The sequence below is a fragment of the Neorhizobium sp. DAR64860/K0K1 genome (genome assembly GCF_050500205.1).
GTDB lineage: Bacteria > Pseudomonadota > Alphaproteobacteria > Rhizobiales > Rhizobiaceae > Neorhizobium > Neorhizobium soli.
Genome location: NZ_CP191458.1, coordinates 527537 through 551122, shown reverse-complemented (window position 1 = coordinate 551122; position 23586 = coordinate 527537). Strand labels below are relative to the sequence as shown.

21 protein-coding genes and 1 pseudogene are annotated in these 23586 nt (G+C 59.3%); 17 read left to right on the top strand and 5 right to left on the bottom strand.

Annotation, left to right across the window (positions count from 1 at the left end; all coding sequences use genetic code 11):
- Positions 1–82: 82 nt before the first annotated feature.
- Positions 83–1369 carry an ABC transporter substrate-binding protein gene (locus ACQY1J_RS02425; RefSeq protein WP_062460537.1) on the bottom strand — a complete coding sequence of 429 codons (1287 nt, stop codon included), beginning with the start codon at positions 1367–1369 and terminating at the stop codon, positions 83–85.
- Positions 1370–1683: 314 nt separating this feature from the next.
- Between ACQY1J_RS02425 and ACQY1J_RS02420 the strand changes: the two genes are divergently transcribed.
- From ACQY1J_RS02420 to ACQY1J_RS02410, 3 genes and pseudogenes are all read left to right on the top strand, one after another.
- Positions 1684–2706 (top strand): LacI family DNA-binding transcriptional regulator, encoded by a 1023-nt coding sequence (locus ACQY1J_RS02420; protein ID WP_430249214.1) that lies wholly within the window; start codon positions 1684–1686, stop codon positions 2704–2706.
- Positions 2707–2900: 194 nt separating this feature from the next.
- A pseudogene (locus ACQY1J_RS02415) lies at positions 2901–3085 on the top strand (ribokinase); the annotation flags it as partial.
- Between the two features lie 468 nt (positions 3086–3553).
- Positions 3554–3811 carry a DUF3253 domain-containing protein gene (locus ACQY1J_RS02410; RefSeq protein WP_209899692.1) on the top strand — a complete coding sequence of 86 codons (258 nt, stop codon included), beginning with the start codon at positions 3554–3556 and terminating at the stop codon, positions 3809–3811.
- 154 nt (positions 3812–3965) lie between these two features.
- On the opposite strand, the gene ACQY1J_RS02405 is transcribed toward ACQY1J_RS02410, so the two are convergent.
- Complete coding sequence (locus ACQY1J_RS02405) at positions 3966–4616, bottom strand: DUF2461 family protein (RefSeq protein WP_062577706.1); 651 nt, start codon at positions 4614–4616, stop codon at positions 3966–3968.
- A 221-nt stretch (positions 4617–4837) separates the two neighbouring features.
- Between ACQY1J_RS02405 and ACQY1J_RS02400 the strand changes: the two genes are divergently transcribed.
- The 10 genes from ACQY1J_RS02400 (at position 4838) to ACQY1J_RS02355 (ending at position 14777) form a co-directional block, all read left to right on the top strand.
- Entirely contained in the window at positions 4838–4999 is a 162-nt protein-coding gene (locus ACQY1J_RS02400) for a DUF2256 domain-containing protein (RefSeq protein ID WP_082471754.1), read from the top strand.
- A gap of 439 nt (positions 5000–5438) precedes the next feature.
- Complete coding sequence (locus ACQY1J_RS02395) at positions 5439–6515, top strand: LacI family DNA-binding transcriptional regulator (RefSeq protein WP_062577710.1); 1077 nt, start codon at positions 5439–5441, stop codon at positions 6513–6515.
- Between the two features lie 65 nt (positions 6516–6580).
- Positions 6581–7867 (top strand): extracellular solute-binding protein, encoded by a 1287-nt coding sequence (locus tag ACQY1J_RS02390; RefSeq protein WP_192078334.1) that lies wholly within the window; start codon positions 6581–6583, stop codon positions 7865–7867.
- Between the two features lie 78 nt (positions 7868–7945).
- Positions 7946–8854, top strand: coding sequence for a carbohydrate ABC transporter permease (locus ACQY1J_RS02385; RefSeq protein WP_062577712.1), 909 nt, complete (start codon positions 7946–7948; stop codon positions 8852–8854).
- A 12-nt stretch (positions 8855–8866) separates the two neighbouring features.
- Positions 8867–9709, top strand: a complete 843-nt coding sequence (locus tag ACQY1J_RS02380; RefSeq protein ID WP_430249213.1) for a carbohydrate ABC transporter permease — start codon at positions 8867–8869, stop codon at positions 9707–9709.
- 58 nt (positions 9710–9767) lie between these two features.
- The gene (locus ACQY1J_RS02375; RefSeq protein ID WP_430249211.1) at positions 9768–11093 is read left to right on the top strand and encodes an alpha-glucosidase/alpha-galactosidase; all 1326 of its coding nucleotides are present in this window, start codon (positions 9768–9770) and stop codon (positions 11091–11093) included.
- Between the two features lie 63 nt (positions 11094–11156).
- Complete coding sequence (locus ACQY1J_RS02370) at positions 11157–12209, top strand: ABC transporter ATP-binding protein (protein ID WP_062577719.1); 1053 nt, start codon at positions 11157–11159, stop codon at positions 12207–12209.
- A gap of 387 nt (positions 12210–12596) precedes the next feature.
- The gene (locus tag ACQY1J_RS02365) at positions 12597–12785 is read left to right on the top strand and encodes a 4-hydroxythreonine-4-phosphate dehydrogenase PdxA (RefSeq protein ID WP_192078556.1); all 189 of its coding nucleotides are present in this window, start codon (positions 12597–12599) and stop codon (positions 12783–12785) included.
- Positions 12786–13041: 256 nt separating this feature from the next.
- A complete protein-coding gene (locus ACQY1J_RS02360) occupies positions 13042–14070 on the top strand; it encodes a four-carbon acid sugar kinase family protein (protein WP_430249209.1) in 1029 nt (342 codons plus the stop codon).
- A gap of 2 nt (positions 14071–14072) precedes the next feature.
- Complete coding sequence (locus ACQY1J_RS02355; protein ID WP_062577723.1) at positions 14073–14777, top strand: FadR/GntR family transcriptional regulator; 705 nt, start codon at positions 14073–14075, stop codon at positions 14775–14777.
- Positions 14778–14870: 93 nt separating this feature from the next.
- On the opposite strand, the gene ACQY1J_RS02350 is transcribed toward ACQY1J_RS02355, so the two are convergent.
- From ACQY1J_RS02350 to ACQY1J_RS02340, 3 genes are read right to left on the bottom strand one after another with little or no spacing between them, the layout of a single operon-like run.
- Entirely contained in the window at positions 14871–15992 is a 1122-nt protein-coding gene (locus ACQY1J_RS02350) for an iron-containing alcohol dehydrogenase (protein WP_430249208.1), read from the bottom strand.
- On the bottom strand, positions 15989–16948 hold the full coding sequence (gene pdxA, locus ACQY1J_RS02345; protein WP_062459984.1) for a 4-hydroxythreonine-4-phosphate dehydrogenase PdxA: 960 nt from the start codon (positions 16946–16948) through the stop codon (positions 15989–15991). Before pdxA ends, ACQY1J_RS02350 begins: the two co-directional genes overlap by 4 nt.
- Positions 16945–18141, bottom strand: coding sequence for a sialidase family protein (locus tag ACQY1J_RS02340; protein ID WP_430249206.1), 1197 nt, complete (start codon positions 18139–18141; stop codon positions 16945–16947). The genes pdxA and ACQY1J_RS02340 overlap by 4 nt, the downstream gene beginning before the upstream one ends.
- A 348-nt stretch (positions 18142–18489) precedes the next feature.
- Here ACQY1J_RS02340 and ACQY1J_RS02335 point away from each other — a divergent pair, with 348 nt between their 5' ends.
- The 4 genes from ACQY1J_RS02335 (at position 18490) to ACQY1J_RS02320 (ending at position 23581) form a co-directional block, all read left to right on the top strand.
- Positions 18490–20007, top strand: coding sequence for an ABC transporter substrate-binding protein (locus ACQY1J_RS02335; RefSeq protein WP_430249205.1), 1518 nt, complete (start codon positions 18490–18492; stop codon positions 20005–20007).
- 97 nt (positions 20008–20104) lie between these two features.
- Entirely contained in the window at positions 20105–21019 is a 915-nt protein-coding gene (locus tag ACQY1J_RS02330; RefSeq protein WP_092663432.1) for an ABC transporter permease, read from the top strand.
- Between the two features lie 14 nt (positions 21020–21033).
- On the top strand, positions 21034–21963 hold the full coding sequence (locus ACQY1J_RS02325; protein WP_209899967.1) for an ABC transporter permease: 930 nt from the start codon (positions 21034–21036) through the stop codon (positions 21961–21963).
- The gene (locus ACQY1J_RS02320; protein WP_430249204.1) at positions 21956–23581 is read left to right on the top strand and encodes an ABC transporter ATP-binding protein; all 1626 of its coding nucleotides are present in this window, start codon (positions 21956–21958) and stop codon (positions 23579–23581) included. Before ACQY1J_RS02325 ends, ACQY1J_RS02320 begins: the two co-directional genes overlap by 8 nt.
- Positions 23582–23586 lie beyond the last annotated feature (5 nt).

Sequence of the window (23586 nt, the reverse complement as noted above, 5' to 3'; positions counted from 1 at the left end):
TTTGGCTTTCCCCCGGCATTACCGGGGGAAAGATTAGAGACACTGCGCCAGGATCAGATCCAGGAGCCAAGATCTTCTTGTGTCAGAGCTTGCCTTCGTCCTCGAACGTTTCCGTCCAGTCGGCAATCAACCCGTCCAGAGCTTCCTTCGCGGTGCCATTGCCAGCGACGACATAGTCGTGGAACCGCTTCTGCGATGCCTGCAGCAGCGTCGCATAGGACGGCTCGGCCCAGAAGTCCTTCACGATCGCCATGCTGTCGAGGAAGGTCTGTGCATAGGGCTGGCTCTTGGTAAAGTTCGGGTCTTCGACAACGGCGCGAAGGCACGAGAAGCCGCCCATGGACCACCATTTGTCCTGTACATCCTTCTGGGCGAACCATTTGATGTAGCCCAGTGCGCCGTCCATGTTGTCTGTATTGGCGACGACCGAAATGCCCTGGCCGCCGAGCTGGGCGAACTTCTCGCCACCGGGCCCTGCGGGATTGACGAGATAACCAGTCTTTCCGCCCCCGACATTCGGATCAGCCTCGAACCCCGGCCAGGTAAAGGCGAAGTTCATCTGCATGGCGACCTGGCCCGATTTGTAGGCGTCGATGCCTTCGCCCATGTAGGTGTTGGATGTGCCCGGTGCGACGCAGCAATCATAGAGCGACTTGTAGAATTCGAGACCCTTCACGGCGCCTGCGGAATCGACGAAGCCTTTCATGTCATAGGGCTTCTTCGGGTTTTCGTACTTGAAGCCATAGCTGTAAAGCACGTCCATCACGCCCATCGTGATGCCTTCAGAGCCACGTTCGGTGTAGATCGAGGCGCCGTAGACGGTCTTGCCATCGATCTTGCGGCCCTGGAAGAATTCGGCGACCTGCTTCAGTTCGTCGAAGGTTGCGGGCGGCGTCAGGTCGCGACCGAACTTTTCCTTGAAGGCGGTCTTAATTTCGGGCCGCTCGAACCAGTCCTTGCGGTAGGTCCAGCCGACCACGTCCCCGAAGGCTGGCAGCGACCAGTAGTTCGGGGTGTTCTTCGGCCATTCGGAATAACCCGTGACGGTTGCCGGAACGAAGGCATCCATCTTGATGCCTTCCTTGTCGAAGAACTCGTTGAGCTTCACATACCAACCGTTCTCGGCGGCGCCGCCGATCCACTGGCTGTCGCCGATCATCAGATCGCAGAGCTTTCCGCCCGAGTTGAGTTCGTTGAGCATGCGGTCGGCGAAGTTCGGCCACGGGACGAACTCGAATTTCATCTTGATGCCGGACGACGCCTCGAAGCCCTTGCTGAGTTCGACGAGTGCGTTTGCCGGGTCCCATGCTGCCCAGCAGAGCGTCAGTTCTTTTTCGTCGGCATGCGCCATCATAGTGCCGAAACCCATCGAACAGGCGACCGTTCCGGCAGTAAGCAGACCTTTCACGTAAAGCGATTTCATCATGTCATCCTCCCAGCGCCGTCCGGTCTCCTGCGGATGGCGAAACGCCCTTGCGGGCCAAATGCCGGCTCCGGACCCTAATCTCTGGCCGGCCTCCTCCAGCGGAACGGGGTGTAATGGATGCCTCTCCCGAACCCAGATGGAGGCTAATTGATGTGCGCACCTCAAAGCAAGTGGTTTTTGAGGTGCGCACATCAATTCTTGCGTTTGCTGATGTTTTGAAGGAAAGCTCTGGAAGGCGGAAATCATGGGAAGTCGTCATGCGTCCAACAGCGAAGGATCTGGCCGAGGCTGCAGGCGTCAGCCTTGCAACGGTCGATCGTGTCTTGAACGAACGACCGAATGTGAGCCTGAAGGCCGCCCGGCTGGTCAATGACGCAATCGAGCGGATCGGCTTCGTTCGAAATCCGGCGGCTGTCAGCCTTGCCCGCAACAAGGTGTACCGTTTTCTCTTCCTGCTTCCGGCAAGCGGCGATCTATACCTCAAGGAGCTCCTGCGGCACGTTGAAGAGCTGACTGATGCGCTCAAGGGCGACCTCACCGAGATTGCCTACCGCCAGATCGGGATCGACGATGCGCATGGCGTGGCAAAGCTGCTCTCCAGCCTCGACAAGGAGGAGGTCGATGGCGTGGCTGTCATGGCGCCCGAATCGCCTCAGGTGCGAGACGCCATGGCGCGGCTTCTCCAGCGCAACATCAAGGTGGTGCAATTCCTGTCCGGTCAGGAAAAGCTGCCAGAGGCTGATTTCGTCGGTATCGACAACTTTGCGGCGGGTGCGAGTGCGGGCAAGCTGATGGGCATGCTTGCGGGTTCCCATCCGGGAAAGGTCATGGTGATCGCGGAAACCATGCAGTCGCTCGACAGCATCCAGCGCCGCCTTGGCTTCGACCACGTGATCAACAGCGCCTTTCCGCATCTGACCTGTCTGCCGTCCATCGAAACCCACGCCGACGAGGCACGTAGCCAGCAGGTGATGGCCCGCGTGTTGGCCGGCAATCGCGATGTTTCCGGAATCTACGTGCTGAGCGCAGAGGCTCGCGTGCCGATCCTGGCTGCTGCCGGAAACGTCGATCTCGGCGGCATTGCCGTGGTTGTCCACGAGCGAACTCCCTTCACCGAACAGGCGCTCCGGGACGACCGTATCGATGCCGTGATCGCACAGGATCCGGGCCATGCGGTGCGCAGTGCAATTCGCATCATGCGCGCCCGCTCGGATGCCCGCGAGCCGCTCGCCGCACAGGAAAAGATCCGCATCGAAATTCTACTCAAGGAAAACCTTTGAGCCATATGAAGGGCGGCGCGCGCGATTGGTCAGAGGCTTTGATTTGGCCGGATGCGGAGCAAATAAACGAGCGTTTACATTTACTTGCGCCTGGCGGCGGGACTTCGGAGACCGGTGATGTGCAATAGGTAATTTTGGGAAAATCCAGAAAAGACTATGGCGGCCGTCGCCTCCAGACGGAAAGACAAATTTCTATGACCGCATCCTGCCCCGCTGTCGTCGTTTCCGGCAGTCTGCATTACGACATCATCGTCAAATGTCCGGTCCGGCACCGCCGCGCAAAGGCGAAACAGTCACCGGCTCCGCCTGGAACCCGGCATGTTGCGGCAGGGGCGGCAACCGAGCGGTTTCCGCAGCCAAGGCCGGCGTGCGCTCGGCAACCCCGTATTCGGACAACGTCGAGATCTGCAGCGGCGTCCCGGTCGTGATGCCTGCGACGCGGACGCGGGTTTTCGCCTCAAGTCCGATCAGCAATACCATCTATGACGCCTTCAGGTTCGTCACCACTGTTGCTATCGAGCAGTGGCTCAAGTATCCCAAGCTGACAATCAATGGCGCCTCCAAAGCCTCTGCGATGACGGGGTGGCGCATCGGTTAGATCTTGAGTAACGATCCGCTGCGTTTCCCGGCAACTGAGACAGCGTCAAAAGCCGCCGCAGGGTTGAACGGTTTTCCATATCGCTTTGCCTGAACGAAGTAGCTCTCTCGCTTATTCAAAACGGAGCCGTCCAGCGCAACACCACCGCTGTAAGACATATTGCGCAGAGATGGTCTTGCCTGATGCTTTGCTGAGACAATGTAACTGTCAAATGACCCGCGAGACAGTTCAGTTAAATGGGGACGAGCCATGCGAGCGAATGCGGAATCGACCATTTTAAGTTTTGTCGTCAGTCGACCTGATGGGACGACGTGCCCGAGCGAAGTTGCGCGCAGCCTTGCAAATGATCACAACGCTCCGCTTGAGTGGCGTGACTACATGCCAGCCGTCCATGAAGCGGTTGATGCCTTGATTGCGCGACGAGAGATCACCCTTTCCTGGAAATCTGTCGTAATGGGGGAGAGAGCCGGTCCCTACCGTATAAGTGCTCGCAAGCAAAATCTCTAATGCCGAGACGTCTGCGGCCACCTTGTTAGCGTCCTAAACAATCTCAATGACAGGAAACCGATCAAGCACATCCCGACCGTGCTGATAGTCGCGAGCCTACTTTTTCATCTCTATAAGCTTCGGGTCAGTAAGTTTGCGCGTAAGAGCCTTCCGGTTATCGAGACTCGGGGAGCTTAGTCGTTGCCCGATTGATGTAATCGACCAGCGCGCGGGCAGCGGCGAATGATTTTACTATTTCCTCGACAAGATTGGAGGACACGAGCATCTCGTCAGAAACGTTGCGACAGGCTCCGAAGTTTTTGAGATTGAAAAAGTCGAGCGCGTCGTGATTTCTGACGTACCCGCTGGCGCTCAAATCATGACCGCCCGTCAGACCATTTGGGAAATATGTCCGAAATAATGGACCCTCGACGATCCCTCTCCATTTGCCGGTGTGGCTTGCGATTGTTTGCCGCAAAATGCGGGCAAGCCGTGGCGGGGGTAGCAGCGCTCCGCCTCCGCTGTATGAGCTGTGCGGAGAGATTTGCATGTAATATGTCGCGGCTGCGTTCTTCGAAGGCGAAACTCGCAACGTGATGCAGCAGGTGCCTTTCGAGATAGACGCGGCACTCAAACATTTGCGGGGATCTCGGTTGGCCTCATCTACGCGCTTGTCGATCGACCCTGTGCTATTAGCTAACGCTAGGGTGAATTCAATTAAGTCGCGGCGCGCGCAATCAAGTCTAGCTCGGTTGTCGTCGAGCCACTCGGCGCCGTGATTACTGGAGGCTTCCTCTAGAAATTCAAAAGTCGATCGGTTGATCATCCACTGTCTCAAACATGGCAAACCCGCCTGTCATAGGGCAGGCGGAACGTAAAGTGAACAGAAATAGCTCGAGCGGACATGAAAAGAGGTTGAAGTCGGGTGCTTCCAATCGCTGAGTGCTTCCCCAGATAGGGTAGGGCTCGTGGAATTGCCACTTCGGTAACTGAGCGGCGAATGGTTCGTTCGCATTTCGTAAACACGTTGAATAGGAGAGGATCCATATGGCGAGAATGGTCAAGAAAGCGGATCTGCCGATAAAAACGTGTGCGACATGCGGAAAACCTTTTGCATGGAGGCTGAAGTGGGCCAAGAACTGGAGCGACGTGAAGTACTGTTCTGAACGCTGCCGCCGCTCTAAGCTCAAGCCATTACCCACGTCATGATCACGTTGCTAGCACAATAAATCGTGCAAGACCCGTCGAACGGTGGGTGTGTTGGCGCACGAGCGTATCGCGCCCTCGCAGAAACCTGAACGTGGCCGCAGCAACGGAGGCGAGGAACGTTTGCTCGTCGATCCTCCCAGCTGCAAGTGACCCTACCATATAGCTCTCGATTTGAAGGAGCCACTTACTGGGGACGGCCTTTTCAAGATCATGCAAAGCCATTGGGTCCGGAGCCTCCTCAGCATCCCGCTGTAGGCGAGACCGTGAAGCGGATCTCCCATACGCTGAAGGTAACAAAAGCTACCTCGGACGGTCACCTATTCCCTTCCAGAAAGGACGCGACGATGCGATTGATTTCGCCTCCATGTGAGGGCTTGACAGCCCGTCGCTCGAGCTAATACGTATTAGCTAATACGATTTAGCAAGTGTAGGGTCCGCGATGAACCGCAAGTCCACGGGTGAACATTCGGCCGCCGCTGCACCGACAAGCGCTGATGTCGCACGCCTCGCGGGTGTCTCCCAAGCGACCATTTCCCTCGTGCTCAATGGCCGGGATAGTGCCGTGCGCATTTCTCCGGAGACACGGGAACGCGTGATGTCCGCCGCTGCCCAGTTGGGCTACACGCCCAATCATGCCGCCAGAAGCCTGCGGCAGCGCAGCACCAAGATCATCACTTTCATTCTGCCGACCTTGGAGAATCCGTACTTCCTAGAGATCGCGAGTGCGGCGCAAGCGGAAGCCAGTTTGCGCGGATATTCGGTCACGATCATTTCGTCCCGCAACGAACTGAGCGAGTTTCACACTGCGCTCTTGTTGCAAGGGGCGGCTTACGACGGGATCATCGTCGCAGGACACAATAACTGCGCTGCTCCGGAACTACCTGCTCTCGTAAAGCGCGGTGTCGGCGTTGTCGTGCTGCAGGAGCCTAGCCCCGCACCGGGAATTCAAAGCGTCCGCGTCGATCTTGAGAGAGGTGGATATATCGCCACCCGCCACCTCATTTCGCTTGGACATCGGCGCATCGCACACTTTACCCAGGCGTTGCGAAGTTCGCATGGCGGGCACGACCGTATCGATGGCTATATGCATGCGCTTTCCGAGGCTGGTCTGCCATTCGATGAAGATCTCGTTGTGGTGACCGAGAATTCGCTGTCAGGCGGTGTCCTCGCCCTTGACCGCATCCTGGCGCTTGACGTCCCGCCGACGGCTCTCTTCGCCTATAACGACCGGCTCGCGATCGGCGCTTTGCATGGATTGCGCAAGCGCGGGCTGAGGGTGCCGGATGATTTCGCCGTCGTCGGTTTCGATGGCATTGCCTTCGGTGGCTTTACTGCCCCGACGTTGACAACAGTCGACAGCTCCCGGGAGGAGCTCGGGAAGCTGGCAATGCAAGCGGTCATAGATGCAATCGATAAGAAGGAAGGGCGGCAGGATCATCTGCTGCCCGTCAGGCTACTTGTGCGCGAATCGTGCGGTGGAACGGAGGTCGATTCGGAGGGAATGCCGCACAACTGAAAACGTGCCTTCCCGGCATGTGTGTCGAGGGAGGCGTTGGAAATTGACACTCATGGGAGGAAGACATGACGCAATTTATCAATCGACGTACCATTTTGAAGACCGGCGCGGGTCTCGGCGCGGGGCTTGTGACCGGCGCGCTCGGCATGCCGGCGCTTGCACAGGAAAAACAGCTGACATTTGCCGTCTGGGGCGGCGATTCAGAAGTTGCTGGCTACAGGAACGTGATCGCCAAATTTGAAAGCGCCAATCCCGGCGTCAAGGTCAAGCTTGATGTGATGCCGTTCGCGCAATTCTACCAGCAGGTCGATACGCGCCTTGCGGGCCGCCAGGCGCCCGACCTCTTCCGCGTGACCTATCAGCAGATCGGGCGATACGCGAGCAACAAGGCCGCCATCGACCTTACGCAGTATCTCGAGAAGGACTTCGGCAAGGGCTTCACACCTGCCGTCTGGAGCGCCGTCAACGTCAAGGGCACTCCCTACGCGCTGCCGCATCACACCGATACGTTTGCCCTGTTCTACAACGAGGAACTGTTGGAAAAGGCCAATATCGCGGTACCGTCCAGCCTCGACGAAGCTTGGACATGGGCGGCGTTCATCGACAACGCCAAAAAGCTCAAGACGCAGGGCGGCTCATCCTATCCGTTCGCCATGAGCTGGCAGAACGGCGCCGTGCATCGCTGGATGTTCTATCTCTACCAGCATGGCGGGCGCTTGCTGAGCGAGGACCTGACGGCCTCCCGCATCACCGAGAAGGCCGGCATCGAGACGATTGCATGGACACAGAGCTGGTTCACCGAAGGACTGGTTCCGCCCAGCACCTCGGTCAAGAGCGCCGAGAAGGTGCAGAACCTGTTCGCCAACGGCACGATCGCCATGATGCTGAATGGCAATTGGCAGATTCCCTTCGTCGAGCAGCAGATGAAGGCCAAATGGGGCGTCACCTACCTGCCGCGTGACGTCGCAATGGCCGACGATCTTGGCGGCACCTGCGTCGCGGTTTCCCGCGATAGCAAGACGCCAGAATTGGCCGCCGAGTTTGTCAAATTCCTCGTCAACGAGGAAAACATGCGCAGCTTCGTCAATACGGCCCAGCTTCTGCCGGTGCGCACGTCGATTGTGGACAAGGGGATCGAGTTCTCTCTACGGCCGAATGAGATGAAGGTCTTCGTAGAGCAGACGAAGACCATTCCCGAACATCTCGTCAGTACGGTCATCCATCCCAACTGGGGCAGGTTCAACCCCAAGATGGCCGACGAGCTCGATCTGGCTTTTACATCCGGCCAGTCTGCGGAGCAGACAGCCGAGAATATCCAAGCCCATATCGAGCGGCTTCTGCTGCGGGCCTGAACGAATCGTTAAACCCCTGAAATCTTATCAAAGCGAATGCAGGTCATGGCCCCCACCTCAATATCCCTTGAGAAGGCAATGAACGAGACTGCCACCAGCCGGTTTTCCGGCTGGTGGGCATCCTTCCGGCCGCGACTGACGCCTTATCTGTTCATCGCGCCCAATCTCGTTCTATTTTCGGTCTTCATCTTCTTTCCGCTTCTCTATGCGGCTTTCATCAGCGTGCACGAATGGTCCCTGATCGATGAACCGTTCTATATCGGCGCGGAAAACTACACTCGCCTCCTGACCGACTACCAGTTCTGGCAGGCGATAAAGAATACCGTCATCTATTCTGTGGCAACCGTGCCGACGAGCCTCGCCATTGGCCTGTTGCTCGCCGTCGGCCTCAACCGTGATCTCTATGCCCGCACGTTCTTGCGCAGCATCTACTTTCTCCCCGTCGTCGTGTCGAGCGTTGCGACGGCGATCATCGCAGCCTGGCTGTTCAACGACCATTACGGCGTCATCAACGCTTTGCTGAAGCTCGTTGGGATCCAGCCGGTCGCCTGGCTCTCGACCACAAGCTGGGCCCTGCCGTCGATCATCATCACGACGCTGTGGACGCGCGTTGGATTCTGTATGGTCGTCTATCTGGCGGCGCTGCAGTCGATTTCGCCGACCTATTACGAGGCCGCGTCAATCGACGGCGCCACCCGCCTTCAGCAGTTTCGCCACGTCACATGGCCGCTCCTGCGTCCCACGACATTCCTGCTGCTCATCCTCAACGTCATCCATTCCTTCCAGGTCTTCGACCTGATCTTCGTGATGACGGGTGGTGGTCCAGGTTTCTCGACGACGATGATCGTCCAATACATCTACCAGTCGGCATTCGCGACATCCGAAATGGGTTATGCGAGCGCCATGGGTATCGTCCTCTTCCTTCTGATCCTCCTGTTCACTCTGCTGCAGTGGCGCGTGAACAAGCGGACCGAAGAATTTGTGTAGGAGACCACGGCCATGATGGTCACCACTACTACTCCGATGAAAAAGCGGCTGGAAACGATCGGTCTTTGGGTTCTCATGGCGTTTGGCGCCGTCATCATGATCTTTCCGATCTACTGGATGTTCGTGACGGCAGTCAGGCCAAAGGATCAGATTTTCATCCCTGACGTCAACCTAATGCCCACGGGATGGGTCTGGCAGAACTTCGCCGACGCGCTGGCGCATATGCCGTTCCTGCATTGGTTCTGGAACTCGACCGTCATCGCCGTGGTGGCAGTGGCGATCACCGTCACCATCAACCTGCTGTGCGGTTATGCTTTCGCAAAGTTCAGGTTCGCCGGACGCGACGTGCTGTTTCTGGCGGTGCTGAGCGCCCTGATGATACCGGTCCAGGTCATCATCGTCCCGCTTTTCTTCGTCGTGTCCGAGCTTGGGCTGCTTAATTCCTACTGGGGCGTGATCCTGCCGCGTGCTGCCGAAGCTTTCGGCATCTTCATGGTACGCCAGTTCATGGTGTCGATCCCGGACGAGTTGATCGAGGCCGCGCGGCTTGATGGCGCCAGCGAGCTCACGATCTTTCGCAAGATCGTCCTGCCGTTGTCCAAGCCGATTATCGCGGTGCTGATCATCTTCACCTTCATGTGGCGGTGGAACGACTTCGTAATGCCCTTGGTCATGCTCACTGATCAGGAGATGTACACCGTCCAACTCGGCCTCAACCTGCTCAAGGGCCAGTACAACACCGAATGGACGGACATCATGTCCATCGCGCTTTTGTCCCTAGTGCCGATGCTCGTCATTTTCGTGTTTTTCCAGCGCCAACTGATCCAAGGCATTGCCGGAACGGGCCTCAAGTAAGCCGGCTCACAAGACTTGGTGGCGATGCAAATTTGAATTCTACGTGAAAGGACTACCTATGTTGAAAGTTGCCATGATCGGCGCCGGCAGCGTCGTCTTCGTCAAGAATCTGCTGACCGACATTCTTGATTTCCCGGAACTCCGCGATGTCACCATCACGCTCCACGACATCGACCAGGAGCGGCTGGAGACGGCGGGCATGATGACCCGCTGGACGGCGGCGCAGTTCGATGCGAACCCGGTCATCGAAGAACATCTCGACCGGCGGGCTGCATTGAAGGATGCGGATTTCGTCATCAACATGGTACAGATCGGCATGCACGAGGCGACGCTGCTGGATTTCGAAATCCCGCGCAAATACGGCCTCAAGCAGACCATCGCAGACAGCCTCGGCATCGGCGGCATGTTCCGCGGCCTGCGCACCATTCCGTTCATGCTGGATCTCGTCGCCGACATGCGCGAACTCTGCCCGGACGCGGTCCTGCTCAACTACACCAACCCGATGAGCATCCTGACCCAGGCCGTCTACGAAGCCTATCCGGAGCAGAAGGTGATTGGCCTCTGCCACAACGTGCAGAACACCGCGCATGAGCTCGCATCCTATCTCGACGTCCCGGTCGAAAGCTTGTCCTACGATTGCGCCGGCATCAACCACATGACCTGGTTCCTGAAACTCAAGATCGACGACGAGGATGCCTATCCCCGGCTCTGGGCGGCCATGGAGAATCCGGAAATCTTTGCCAAGGACAAGGTCCGCTTCGAACTGATGCGTTCCTTCGGCCGCTTCATCAGCGAGTCCAGCGAGCACAATGCGGAATACACGCCCTATTTCCTGAAGAGCGAAGCAGATATCGCCGCGTACGACGTTCCAGTTGATGAGTACATCCGTCGTAGCGTTCGCAACCTTGGTCGCTATGCCGAGACCCGCCGCAAGCTCTTGGCGGGAGAGACCTTCCCGCTGGAGCGCTCGCGCGAATACGGTTCGCTGATCATTCATGCGATGGCGACCGGCAAACCGCAGTTGATCTACGGCAACGTCCGCAACGATGGCCTGATCGACAACCTTCCGAACGGATGCTGCGTCGAGGTTCCAGTCGTCGTCGACAAGAGCGGCATGCGCGCCTGCAATGCCGGCTCGTTGCCGCCTGAGCTTGCCGGGTACTGCGCCCCACATGTCTACGTTCAGGACCTGACCGTAAAGGCAGCGCTCAACGGCGATCGTGACCAAGTGCATCGCGCCGCCATGCTCGACCGCCATGCGACAAGCGTGCTGTCAATCAAGGACATCCGCGCCATGGTCGACGAACTGATCGAGGCCCACGGCGATGCGATGCCGGCAGGCATCCGCGGTCGGACCGCCACCACACTGCGCAAATCCGCTTGAGGAGAGGGCGGCGGACGCGATGCCGTGTCGCCGCCATTTCGACTGCAATAATGGGAGTAGATCATGGCTGACGTCAGCATTCGCAATGTCAAGAAATCGTATGGCGCGGTCGCGGCGATCCACGGGATCTCGGTCGACGTCGAGGACGGGGAGTTCGTCACGCTCGTCGGCCCTTCGGGCTGCGGAAAGTCGACTCTGCTGCGCATGATCGCCGGGCTGGAAAGCATCACCGGCGGCGATATCAGCATCGGTGGCCGAGTGGTAAACAATGTGCCGCCGAAAGACCGAGACATTGCCATGGTCTTCCAGAACTATGCGCTGTACCCGCATATGACGGTGGCCGAAAACATGGGTTTTTCACTTCAGCTCAAGGGCCTGCCCAAAGCTGAGATTGCCGAGAAGGTCAAAAAGGCTGCCGAGATCCTTAGCCTCGACAAGCTACTCGAACGCCATCCGCGCCAGCTTTCCGGCGGCCAGCGCCAGCGCGTAGCCATGGGCCGCGCCATCGTTCGGGATCCGCAGGTCTTCCTGTTCGACGAGCCACTCTCCAATCTCGATGCAAAGCTACGCGTGCAGATGCGCACCGAGATTAAGGCGATGCACCAGCGCCTGAAAACCACGACGATTTACGTCACCCATGACCAGATCGAAGCGATGACCATGGCAGACAAGATCGTCGTCATGCATGGTGGCATCATCGAACAGGTCGGCGCACCGCTCGAGCTTTATGACCGGCCGGCCAATTTGTTCGTTGCCGGCTTCATCGGCTCGCCTTCCATGAACGTTCTGGAAGGCCGCATCGAATCCTCCGGTTTCGCCTTCGGCGACCTAACGTTCCCGATCGCCAATGCGCCGTCGGGCTCCTCGGGCCGGCCGGCACGGTATGGCTTCCGTCCCGAGCACTTGATCATGTCCGGCGAGGGTATGCCGATGGAGATTGTCGTCGTCGAGCCGACCGGATCGGAGACCCAGGTTGTCGCGCGGGCGAACAATACTGAAATTACCTGCCTCTTCCGGGATCGTATCACGGCGCGGCCCGGCGAGATCATCCGCGTCATACCGGATGTTCAAAAGCTGCACCTCTTCGACAACGACGCCGGCTTGCGCCTCAACTAAGGAAAGGATTATCATCAATCAGCATGGCAAAGCCGTCACGGTTCTATGACCGGCCTTCAATCGAAAGAAACTCTGTCCACCGATATGCAACACGATGACCGTCCGATCGTCTCGTTGGCGACGGGCGATCCGGCGGGTATTAGCCCGGAACTGACCGGCGGCCTGCTTAAGCTCGCCGGTTTCAAGGAAAGGCCTATATCGCGCCAGATGTCGACGTAACCACCGAGCGCGCGCGATACCTGCAAAGCGCTGGGTGTTTGATAAGTCGACGATGTACCTAGCCGATCCCGGCTATAGTGATGACGCCATCTTCTTGCCAGATGCCCTGTCGTTCAAACTCAAGATGCGCGAGTTCAACGTGCTGAAAATGATTGAAATGCACGCGCCATCTCGCATATCCCGCTAACGGCCGTTGCAAGCTGTCTCTCGGTCGAGCGCATTGTCGGCGAAATCGAGTTGACGCGAGCCTGCCTGAAGGCTGCGGGCATCGACCAGCCTAGGGTCGTGGTCGCCGGATACAATCCGTATGCGAGCGAAAGCCGACAACATTGTCACGGACGCATTCAAGCGCGCTGATCTGGTCGAGAATGGCATGGTTCCCAGAAACACTTTTGGGGACTTTGACGGCTGGTCGTCTCGAATGATGATCACGGATCACGCCATCGCGATTAGTCGTCGACGACGATGTCATTCATGCCAACCTCTCTGAAATTTAACACTGTTGCCCCAACCGAGCTCAATACCTTACATTTGTCATTTCACTCCATACCCATGTTGACTTATAAGCACTTTTCCGTGGTATAAAGCTTACAACATAAGTAGGTGGAGGAGTATGTTAGTCATTCTTGCCGACGACCTGACCGGTGCGCTCGACTCGGCGGCGCCTTTTGCCGGGCGAGGTATTCGCACCGACGTGGCGCTCAACCTTGATGCAATTACGGGGATCGTCGCCGATCGCCCCGACGTTCTGTCCATCAACCTCAACACCCGCGAAACAAGTGCCGGCGAAGCACGTGCCGCCACGGCTGCGACAATCACCTTGCTGCCGCCGGGAACGCGGCTGTTCAAGAAGGTCGATTCCCGCCTCAAGGGAAATATCGTTGCCGAACTGGACGCCATCCCTTTCACACGTGCCCTCGTTGCGCCTGGGATACCAGAGTTCGTTCGGGTGGTTGCGAACGGATGTGTCACCGGCTTTGGTATCGACGCTCCGATCGTGATCGCCGACAGGCTCGGTGCGCACACAGCTCGTGCCCATATCCCTGACGCTAGCTCAGCCGCCGACATGGACGTTGCGCTCGACGTCGCTGAGAACAACGGGACCGATCTGCTGATCGGCGCTCGCGGTCTTGCAGAAGCGCTCGCCCGTCGCATGACGAACAAGGTCGATGCGCAGGCAGCGACCATCCCGTCCGGTCCGATCACATTTGTCATCGGATCGCGCGATCCGATCACGCTTGCGCAGATCGATGCCCTGCGCAACGGCCACAGCCTGACGTATCTGCCTGCGCCGAACGGCCGGCTGGACGCGGAAAGTGGGACAAGACCTGATCTGATGCTCGTGCAGGCGACACCGGGTGAGGAAGAGGTCGATGCGCAGCTTGTGGCGGAAGCTCTGGCTGACGGATTGAAAGAATACCTTGCCGGTCACGATGGAACGCTGCTTCTCTCCGGCGGGGCGACGGCCGAGGCGGTGCTGCGTGGGCTGGGCCTGTCGAGGCTGCGTCTGCATGGCGAATGCCTGCCGGGTCTTGGTCTTGCATCGGCGCAGGGTCGCTGCATCATTGCAAAATCGGGTGGCTTCGGTCATCCCCATACGTTGAAGCAAATTGCAGACATGGTCCTGCGAAAGGCAGGTTGACGATGGGACTGGAAACGGGAACCGCCCGCAAGGGCCTTGCGGATATCGTGTTCGAGCGGATGTTGCGCGCAATCAAGTCCGGTGCGTACAAGCCCGACGAGCGCCTGCCGACGGAACACGATCTGGCCGCCGAATTCGAGGTGTCCCGACCCGTCATCCGCGAAGCACTGAAACGGCTGCGCGACCAGAGCCTGATCTATTCAAGGCGCGGTGCCGGCAGTTTCGTCCGCTCGGTGGGCTTGCGCAATCCCCTCGGTTTCGGCCAATTGGAAAACGTCGCAGACCTTCTCAACTGTTACGAATTCCGCCTGACGATGGAGCCGGCTGCCGCCGCTGCCGCTGCCGCCCGTCACGATGCCGACAGTCTGAAGGCGATCCGCCAGGCGCTCGAACTGCTGCGCGATGCGACGAACCGTCAGTCACACCGCGAGGATGCCGACTTTCAGTTCCACCTCGCCATCGCCCGCGCCGCGCAGAACAATTATTTTACCACCGCCATGGAAGCCCTGAAGGATCATATTGCTGTCGGCATGAAATTTCACGGCGCCTCGATCAAGCGGGAAGCGTCCGGCCTGTCGCGCGTATTTGGCGAGCATGAAGCGATTGCGACGGCGATCGGCAACAGCAACGAGGATGATGCGCGCCGTCTGATGTTCGAGCATCTGAAGGGATCGCGGGAGAGGCTCTTTCAGTCGTCGCATCTCTAGCCTGGATCTTAAGGATCGCGAGCGATTTGACTTCGGTATAGTACGCAAAAGGCGGTGCTTGGCGGCACCGCCTTTTTCACTGGAGCGAGGTTCTCAGAAGCTCGCGCGATAGATCGCCAGAACGTCATCCACGCTCATATCGGCCGGGTTGTTGTCCATGAGGCGACGGATGGCATGCGCATCTGCGACAAAGCGCGGAAGATCGGATTCGGTCGCGCCATGTTTTGCCAATGACATCTCGATGCCGAGATCAGCACAGAAGCCATAGGCCTGCGCGGACAGGTCGGCCTGCGAGAGATTTTGGCCTAGCCCCAGCGCCTGTGCTACTTCCGCAGTCTTGTCCTTTGCCACTGGCGCGTTGAACGCCAAGACGTGGGGAAACACGATGGCATTGGCCAGTCCATGCGGCAGATGCAGCAGCGTGCCGAGCGGATAGGCGATGGCATGGCCTGCCGCGGTATTGACAGGCCCGAGGCAGATGCCGCCGTAGTAGGACGCCAGCATCAGCCCTTCGCGGGCCTCACGATCTGCGCCGTCCTTGACCGCGCGGCCCAAGAACTTGCCGACGAGGTGAATGCCCATGCGCGCAAAACCGTCGATCATCGGATGCGAACGCTTGCTGGTGAAGGCCTCGACGCAATGCGCCATCGCATCGACTCCGGTTGCAGCGGTGACCGCCGGCGGAACCGAGTAGGTGAGTTCCGGGTCTAGCACTGCAAGATCGGCGATCAGGTGAGGGGATTCGACGGCAATCTTCGCGCCCTTTACGGGATCGGTGATCAGCGAGCGGATGCCGGCTTCGGAGCCTGTTCCAGCCGTGGTGGCAACCTGCGCCAGGCGCGTGCTGCGCCCCGCCACTTTGTTGGGTCCTGCGACATCGGACAGGGTCTGCTCGCTATCCCAAAGGGCCGCGACAAGCTTGGCGACGTCCATGACGGAACCGCCGCCGAGGCCGACGACGAGATCCGGCTTTGCGGCGCGCGCTGCCGCCAGTGCGGCATCAAGCGTTTCGATCTCCGGCTCGCCTGGAATGGCGTCGAACAGGGTAACCTTGCCCGGCAGTTTCAACCGGTCGACGAAACCAGCGGTAATCGGTGTTGCGATTACCAGCGCGGAGGAAACCGCTCCAGCCCAGTTGCCGACCTCGCCGACGCTACCGGCGCCGATGACAAGTCGTTTTGGTTGATGCAAGACGATTAATGGAGCGCTGCTCATGTCTGCTCTCCCTTGCCGCCGGCTACCAGCTTGCGGGCATAGGCGATGGCCGACAGCATGTTGCCGTGGTTGGCAATGCCCTTGCCGGCAATGTCGAAGGCTGTGCCGTGGTCGACGGATGTGCGGTCGATCGTGAGATCGACAGAGACGTTTACGGCCGTATCGAAAGCGACGAGCTTGATCGGGATATGGCCCTGATCGTGGTATTGCGCGACGACCAGGTCGAAGCCGCCGGAATAGGCACGGTGGAACACGGTGTCTGCCGAGATCGGGCCGTAGGCGTCGATGCCTTCGGCGCGGGCGGCAGCCACAGCCGGCGCGATCTGGTCGTCATCCTCGGTGCCGAACAGGCCGTTTTCACCGCAATGCGGATTGATACCGGCGACCGCGATGCGCGGACGCTCGTAACCGGTGCGCTTCAGGTGATTGTTGCCGGCCTTGATGGTGGCCAGCACCCGTTCGGTGGTGGCGCGGCGGATCGCTTCCTGCAGCGAGACATGGGTGGAAACGTGGATGACCTTCAGCTTTTCTGAAGCGAGCAGCATATAGGCGGCTGCCGATTTCGTCAGGCTGCGCAGCATGCCGGTATGGCCGTCGTAATGATGGCCGGCAAGGTTGAGGGCTTCCTTGTTGATTGGGGCGGTCACGATGCAGCCGATCACGCCGGCTTCGGAATCGCGCACGGCCTTTTCGATAAAGCGGAAAGCTGCATCGCCGGCGACCGGTGAAAGCTGCCCCCAGGGTAGCGGTGCCCCTTCGATCGGCAGGTCAACGACATAGGCCGCAAGATCGATCTCGACGTTCAGCGCCTTGCGGGCGGCTTCCAGCGTCGGCAGGTTTCCGTAGATGCGGGTGACGGCACGATCCGCGTCGCTCATTTCGGCAAGCGCCCGTACCGTGATCTCGGGTCCGACGCCGCAGGGGTCACCCATGGTGATGCCGATGATGTTGCTCATGCTTGTTCTCCCGCTGCTGAACTGGCCCAGCCTGGCGCCAGACGAACGTATTTGATGGCGCGCCTGTAATAGGTGTAGGCGATATGAAGACTGCCGTCGTTACCCTCAAGCAGCGACGGATAGGACATTTCCTTGTTGTGACCGTCGACCGAATTATTCGACAGGCAGGTGCCGGGACCATCCTCGATGATGATCCGCTGCGAGAAGCTTTTTGCTCCGTCGTCGGAAATGCAGACGGCAACCGGCGCACGGGGCACACCCCAGATCGGCACGCAGCCGCCATCCGGATTGGCATCCGGCCGGTCGTCGCCTTCGCCCAACTCGTCGTAAAGCGAGGCGCGGCGGTCTGTGGACATGTCCGCATTGGTCGGGTTGCAGATCATCGCGATACGGCCATCCTGCAGGCGGGTTGCGGCGATCGATGAATTGTTGTTGGGAACGTCGGTCGCTTCGGGCGCGGACCATGTACGGCCGCCGTCGACACTCTCGGTGCGATAGACGAAATCGGCCTGCCTGCGGCGGAACACGGCGGCGTACTTGTTGTCTCCTATGGACACCGGGCTCATATGGACGCAGCCGGTCGACTGATCGAGGTCGTCCAGACGCCAAGTTTTGCCGTGATCTTCGGAAATGCCGAGGGCTGCGCGATCATGGCTGCCGTTCCATTTCTGGCCAGGACGCTGGATGCAGCGGAAGATCGGCAATAGCCAGGCTCCATCGTCGCGAACGGTCAGCGGTGCTCGAACGAAGCAGCCGCGCGGCAAATCGAGATAGCGTCCATCGCTGACCGTCAGTTTGGTCGCGTCACCGGCATCGCGATTTACCTCCGCCATGCGGATACGGCATTCGTCCTGATTGCCTGAAGGCTGAGACGTGTGGAACAGGAGCAGGCCGCCTTCAGGTGCCGCAAACAGAACCGGGTTCTGTTCGGAATGGGCGGGGTCGAAACTCAACCGCTGCGGCTCGCCCCATGTGTCAGACCCCGGCGCCAGAACGGAAGCAAAGATCGAGATATCCGACTTGCCTTCCAGCGTGCCGCCGAACCAGGCGCAGATCAGCGCGCCGTCTTCGGCGAGGTGCAGGAATGAGGCGTGGTTCTGGATCATCGGGGAAGCCAGCATGGCCTCGTGTCGTCCATTTCCGACGGCTTTCACCGTGCCGGTCATGACGGTTGCAATCTGTTCAGGCGTCATCGGCGTCTCCTCTGGCCACCGTGAAAATCACCAAAAAAACAAAGTTGTCAAGTTTGAAGGACGTTGAAATTTGAAGATTGAGGCCAGTTCTTCAGCCTCATCATCATGATAATAAATGGATTTATCCTCACGAAAGTTTGTCCAAATCCTATAGCGGAATAATTAATTTGACAAACTTGGTCAGACATCAGATGGTCTGCGTCAGCCCGCTTATGGCGACGAAACGGACGGAGGCATCCCGACCGACGCACAGGGCCACACGGAGGAATGCCTGAAGCGCACAGTCGGGAGACCATCGCAAGATGAGCACTGACCAGTGCGATCCGCAGCTAGAGGGAGGAGAATGACATGAAAACTTCGCATCTATTTGGAGCCTTTCTGTGCTCTGTCCTTGCACTTGGTACCGGTTTTTCTCCGGCGCAGGCTGCGTCGAGCGACATCAAAATCGTCTTGCCTGAGGAAGCCGACCTGCTTGAGCCCTGCATGGCGACGCGCTCCAATATCGGCCGCGTCATCATGGAGAATGTCAGCGAAACGCTGACCGAGCTCGATGTGCGCGGCAAGCAGGGCGTGATGCCGCGACTTGCTGAAAAGTGGGAGCAGACCGGCGACGGCACCTGGCGCTTCCATCTCCGCCAGGGCGTGACATTCTCCGACGGCAAAGCCTTCGGCGCCAAGGACGTCAAATACAGCTTCGATCGTATTTTCAGCGACAAGAACATCTGCGAATCCCGCCGTTACTTCGGCGGCATGAAGTTCGACGTTAAGATCGTCGACGACACCACCATCGATTTCAAGGTCGATCCGGTTCAGCCGATCCTGCCGCTGCTGCTGTCGCTTGTGACCATCGTTCCCGAGGGCACGCCGCTCGAATTCATCCGCGAGCCCGTCGGCACCGGCCCTTACAAGCTGTCCAACTGGACGCCGGGCCAGCAGATCGTGCTCGACGCGCGTGATGACTACTGGGGCAAGAAGCCAGCGGTTACCAAGGCGACCTATCTCTTCCGTTCAGATCCGGCCGTGCGCGCCGCCATGGTTCAGACCGGAGAAGCAGATCTCGCTCCGTCGATCTCGCAGGTCGAAGCGACCAACGAGAAGACGGACTTCTCCTATCTCGACAGCGAAACCGTCTACCTTCGCATCGATGGCAATATCGCGCCGCTCAATGACGTCCGCGTCCGCAAGGCGCTGAACCTCGCCATCGACCGGGAGGCCTTTATCGGCACGCTCGTGCCGCAGGACGCGGTTCTCGCAACGGCGCTTGTGCCGCCGACGACACTCGGCTGGAATCCGGATGTGAAAGTTTTCCCGTACGATCCGGACGAGGCGAAGAAGCTGCTCGATGAGGCAAGAGCTGACGGTGTTGCAGTCGACACGCCGATCACCGTCGTCGCGCGGACGGCCAATTTCCCGAACGTGACGGAAATCATGGAAGCCATCCAGGCTCAGTTGCAGGATGTCGGCTTCAAGATCGACCTCCGGTTTGTCGAAGTAGCCGAGCACGAGGTTTACTACTCGAAGCCGTTCAAGGAAGGTCGCGGTCCGCAGATCGTTGCCGCCATGCACGACAATTCCAAGGGTGATCCGTCCTTCACCATGTTCTTCAAATACGACTCGAAGGGCACCCAGTCGGGTTATTCCGATCCGAAGGTCGATGACCTCGTGTCCCGCGCCTCCGCTGCCACTGGTGATGAACGTGCAAAGCTGTGGTCGGAGCTGATCGCCTACGTCCACGACGATCTCGTCGCTGACGTTCTGCTCTTCCACATGGTTGGTTATTCCCGCGTGTCCGAACGTCTCGACTTCAAGCCGAGCATCGCCACCAACTCGATGCTGCAGCTCTCCGAGATCGGCATCAAGAACTAACGCGGACCATACTCCGAGGACGTATTCTGATCGTCCCAATCGAAGTGAAATGGGCGGCGCTCCTGCCGCCGTCCATTCCAGCAAGATCGAGGTCACCATGCTCACTTTCGTTCGCAAGCGCGCCTTTGCCAGCCTCATCTCGCTCGTCGGGTTGCTGGTCATGGTGTTTTTCCTGTCGCGCCTGACAGGCGACCCGGCTTCCCTTTTTCTCCCCGTCGAAGCATCGGCCGAAATGAAGGCCGAGTTCCGTGCACTGCACGGCCTCGATCAGCCGCTTCTCGTGCAGTTCGGCCAGTATGTCGGCAATGTCGTAACCGGTGACCTCGGCGAAAGCCTGCGCAAGGCGCGCCCGGCACTCGATGTCGTTCTCGAAGCCTTCACCTGGACGCTGTGGCTTGCCGTCATCACCATGACGCTGGTCACCATCGCGGCCATCGTCGTCGGCTCGCTTGCCGCGTTTCGCACCGGCGGCTTCTTCGACCGGTTTTCCTCGATGGTGTCGCTGATCGGCGCTTCCGTCCCGGATTTCTGGCTCGCGATCGTCGCGATCGTGGTGTTTGCCATCCAGCTGTCCTGGTTGCCGACCTCGGGCACGGGCACGCTTTCGCACTGGATCCTGCCGATCTGCGTGCTGTTCGTGCGCCCATTCGGTATCATCGTCCAGGTGGTGCGCGGCTCGATGATTTCGGCGCTGTCTTCGGCTTATGTGAAGACGGCTCGCGCCAAGGGCGTGAAATCAGGGCCGATCATCTTTATCCACGCCCTGCGCAACGCCATGCTGCCGGTCATAACCGTGATCGGCGATCAGGCTGCCAGCCTTCTCAACGGCGCGGTCATCGTCGAAACCATCTTCGGTTTCCCGGGCGTCGGCAAGCTGATGATCGACAGCATCCTGCAGCGAGACTTCAACGTCGTGCTGGCGGCGATCCTTGTCACCGCTTTCGCCATCTTCCTCATGAACCTCGTGATCGACCTTGCCTATGCTCTGCTTGATCCACGCATCCGCTACTGAGGATCGACATGACCATGGCCGTCCCATCCCCCGCGCCCGAAAATGCCATTGCCGCCGAGCCGGGCTTCTTCGTCCGCATGGCGCGTATGCTGTGGGCCGACAAGTTCGCGCTCTGCGCCGCGATATTTCTGGTGTTCGTCATTGTGATGGCGATCATCGGCCCGACCCTTCTCGATGATCTCGCCACCAAGCAGAACCTGCGCGGCCGCAACCTTGCGCCGTTCGATTTCAGCCGCGACTGGTTTATGTGGCTCGGAGCCGATGCGCTGGGTCGCCCGCTCTGGCCGCGCATCATTGTCGCCACGCAAAACACGATCATGGTCGCGGCCGGCGCCGTGCTGATCTCCGCTGTCATCGGCACGCTGCTTGGCCTGATCGCCGGCTTCGCGTCGGAGCGGACCAGCCAGATCATCATGCGTATCGCCGACGTCATCATGTCCTTCCCGTCGCTGCTGGTTGCGGTGATCGTGCTTTATATTCTCGGCTCATCGATCCTCAACCTGATGCTGGTCCTGTCGATCACCCGTATCCCGGTCTATCTGCGCACCACCCGAGCGGAAGTTCTCGAAATTAAGAGCCGCATGTTCGTGCAGGCCGCCCGCGTCATGGGCGCATCGTCCAAGCGCATACTCTTCCGACACATCCTGCCCGTCGTCTTTCCGACGCTGATGACGCTTGCCACGCTCGATTTTGCCTATGTGATGCTGGCCGAAAGCGCGCTTTCCTTCCTCGGCATCGGCATCCAGCCGCCGGAAATCACCTGGGGCCTGATGATTGCCCAGGGGCGCCAATACCTCACCAATGCCTGGTGGCTGTCCTTCTGGCCCGGTCTTGCAATCATTCTGACCACGCTGTCGCTCAACCTTCTCTCCAACTGGCTGCGTATTGCGCTCGACCCGGTCCAGCGCTGGCGCCTGGAAATGAAAGGATCGAAACATGGCTGATCATCTTCTCGAGGTCCGCGATCTCTCCGTCGACTTTCACACCGTGACCGGCACCGTCCACGCCGTGCGCAACATCTCCTACTATCTCGACCGTGGCGAAACGCTCGCCATCCTCGGCGAAAGCGGTTCGGGCAAATCGGTATCGTCGGCGGCGATCATGAACCTGATCGACATGCCGCCGGGCAAGATCACGTCCGGCGAGATCCTGCTCGACGGCAAGAATCTCTTGAAAATGTCTGGCGAGGCGCGCCGCGCGGTCAACGGCCGACGTATCGCCATGATCTTTCAGGATCCGCTCAGCCACCTCAACCCGGTTTATACCGTCGGATGGCAGATGCGCGAGGCTCTGAAGACCCACGGCATCAGCACCACACAGGCGCAGGCCGAAGCCTTGCGCCTGTTCAAGCGGGTGGCATTGCCGGATCCTGAGCAGGCTCTCGACAAATATCCGCACGAGTTTTCCGGCGGCCAGCGTCAGCGCGTCATGATCGCCATGGCGCTGGCGCTCAAACCCGACCTGCTGATTGCCGACGAGCCGACCACTGCACTCGATGTCACCGTGCAGGCGGAGGTGCTGGCACTTTTGAAGGAGTTGCAGCGCGAGACGGGAATGGGTGTGCTGATCATCACGCACGATCTCGGCGTCGTCTCGGAAGTTGCCGATCGTGTCGTCGTGATGGAAAAGGGCCAACTTGTCGAAAGCGGCACGGTTCGCGACGTCTACCGCAACCCGCAGCACGCCTATACCAAGAAGTTGATCGCCGCCGCCCCCGGCAAGGGCGACATGCACGAGCCGGACGCACACGGCGCATCGATCCTCAGCGTCAAGGATGTCCGCAAGTTCTATGGGGGCTTCGAAGCGCTGAAGGGCGTGTCCTTCGAGCTGAAGCCGGGTGAAACCGTCGCCGTCGTTGGCGAAAGCGGGTCGGGAAAATCGACGCTTGCCCGCGTGCTGTTGCGCCTCGAAGAGCCGGATGGTGGCACCGCGCGCTGGAAGGGCAAAGACCTGTTCACGATGTCGCCGGGCGACCTGTTCAAGCTGCGCCGTGATCTGCAGATGGTGTTTCAGGACCCGACCCAGTCGCTCAATCCGCGCATGACGGTCTATCAGCTGATCTCCGAGGCCTGGGTCATCCACCCGGAAATCCTGCCCAAAGCCAAATGGCGGGAGCGTGCCGCCGAACTGCTCGATCAGGTCGGCCTGTCGCCTGAGCATATGGGGCGCTATCCGCACCAGTTTTCCGGCGGTCAGCGCCAGCGCATCGCCATTGCCCGCGCCCTTGCGCTCGAGCCGCAGCTGATCGTCTGCGACGAGGCCGTGTCGGCACTCGACGTTTCTGTCCAGGCGCAGGTGATCCGGCTTCTCGACGGGTTGCGCAAGAAGATGGGCATCGCCTTCATCTTCATCGCGCACGACCTGCCTCTGGTGCGCGATTTCGCCGATTACGTGATGGTCATGCAGAAGGGCGAGGTCGTCGAGTTCGGCACTGTCGCGCAGGTCTTCGACAATCCGCAAATGCCCTATACGCAGGCGCTACTTGCCGCGAGCCTCGATCCGGATCCGGATGTGCAGGCCGCAAACCGCAACGCCCGCCTCGCACATGTTTCCCAGATTTGATCCCG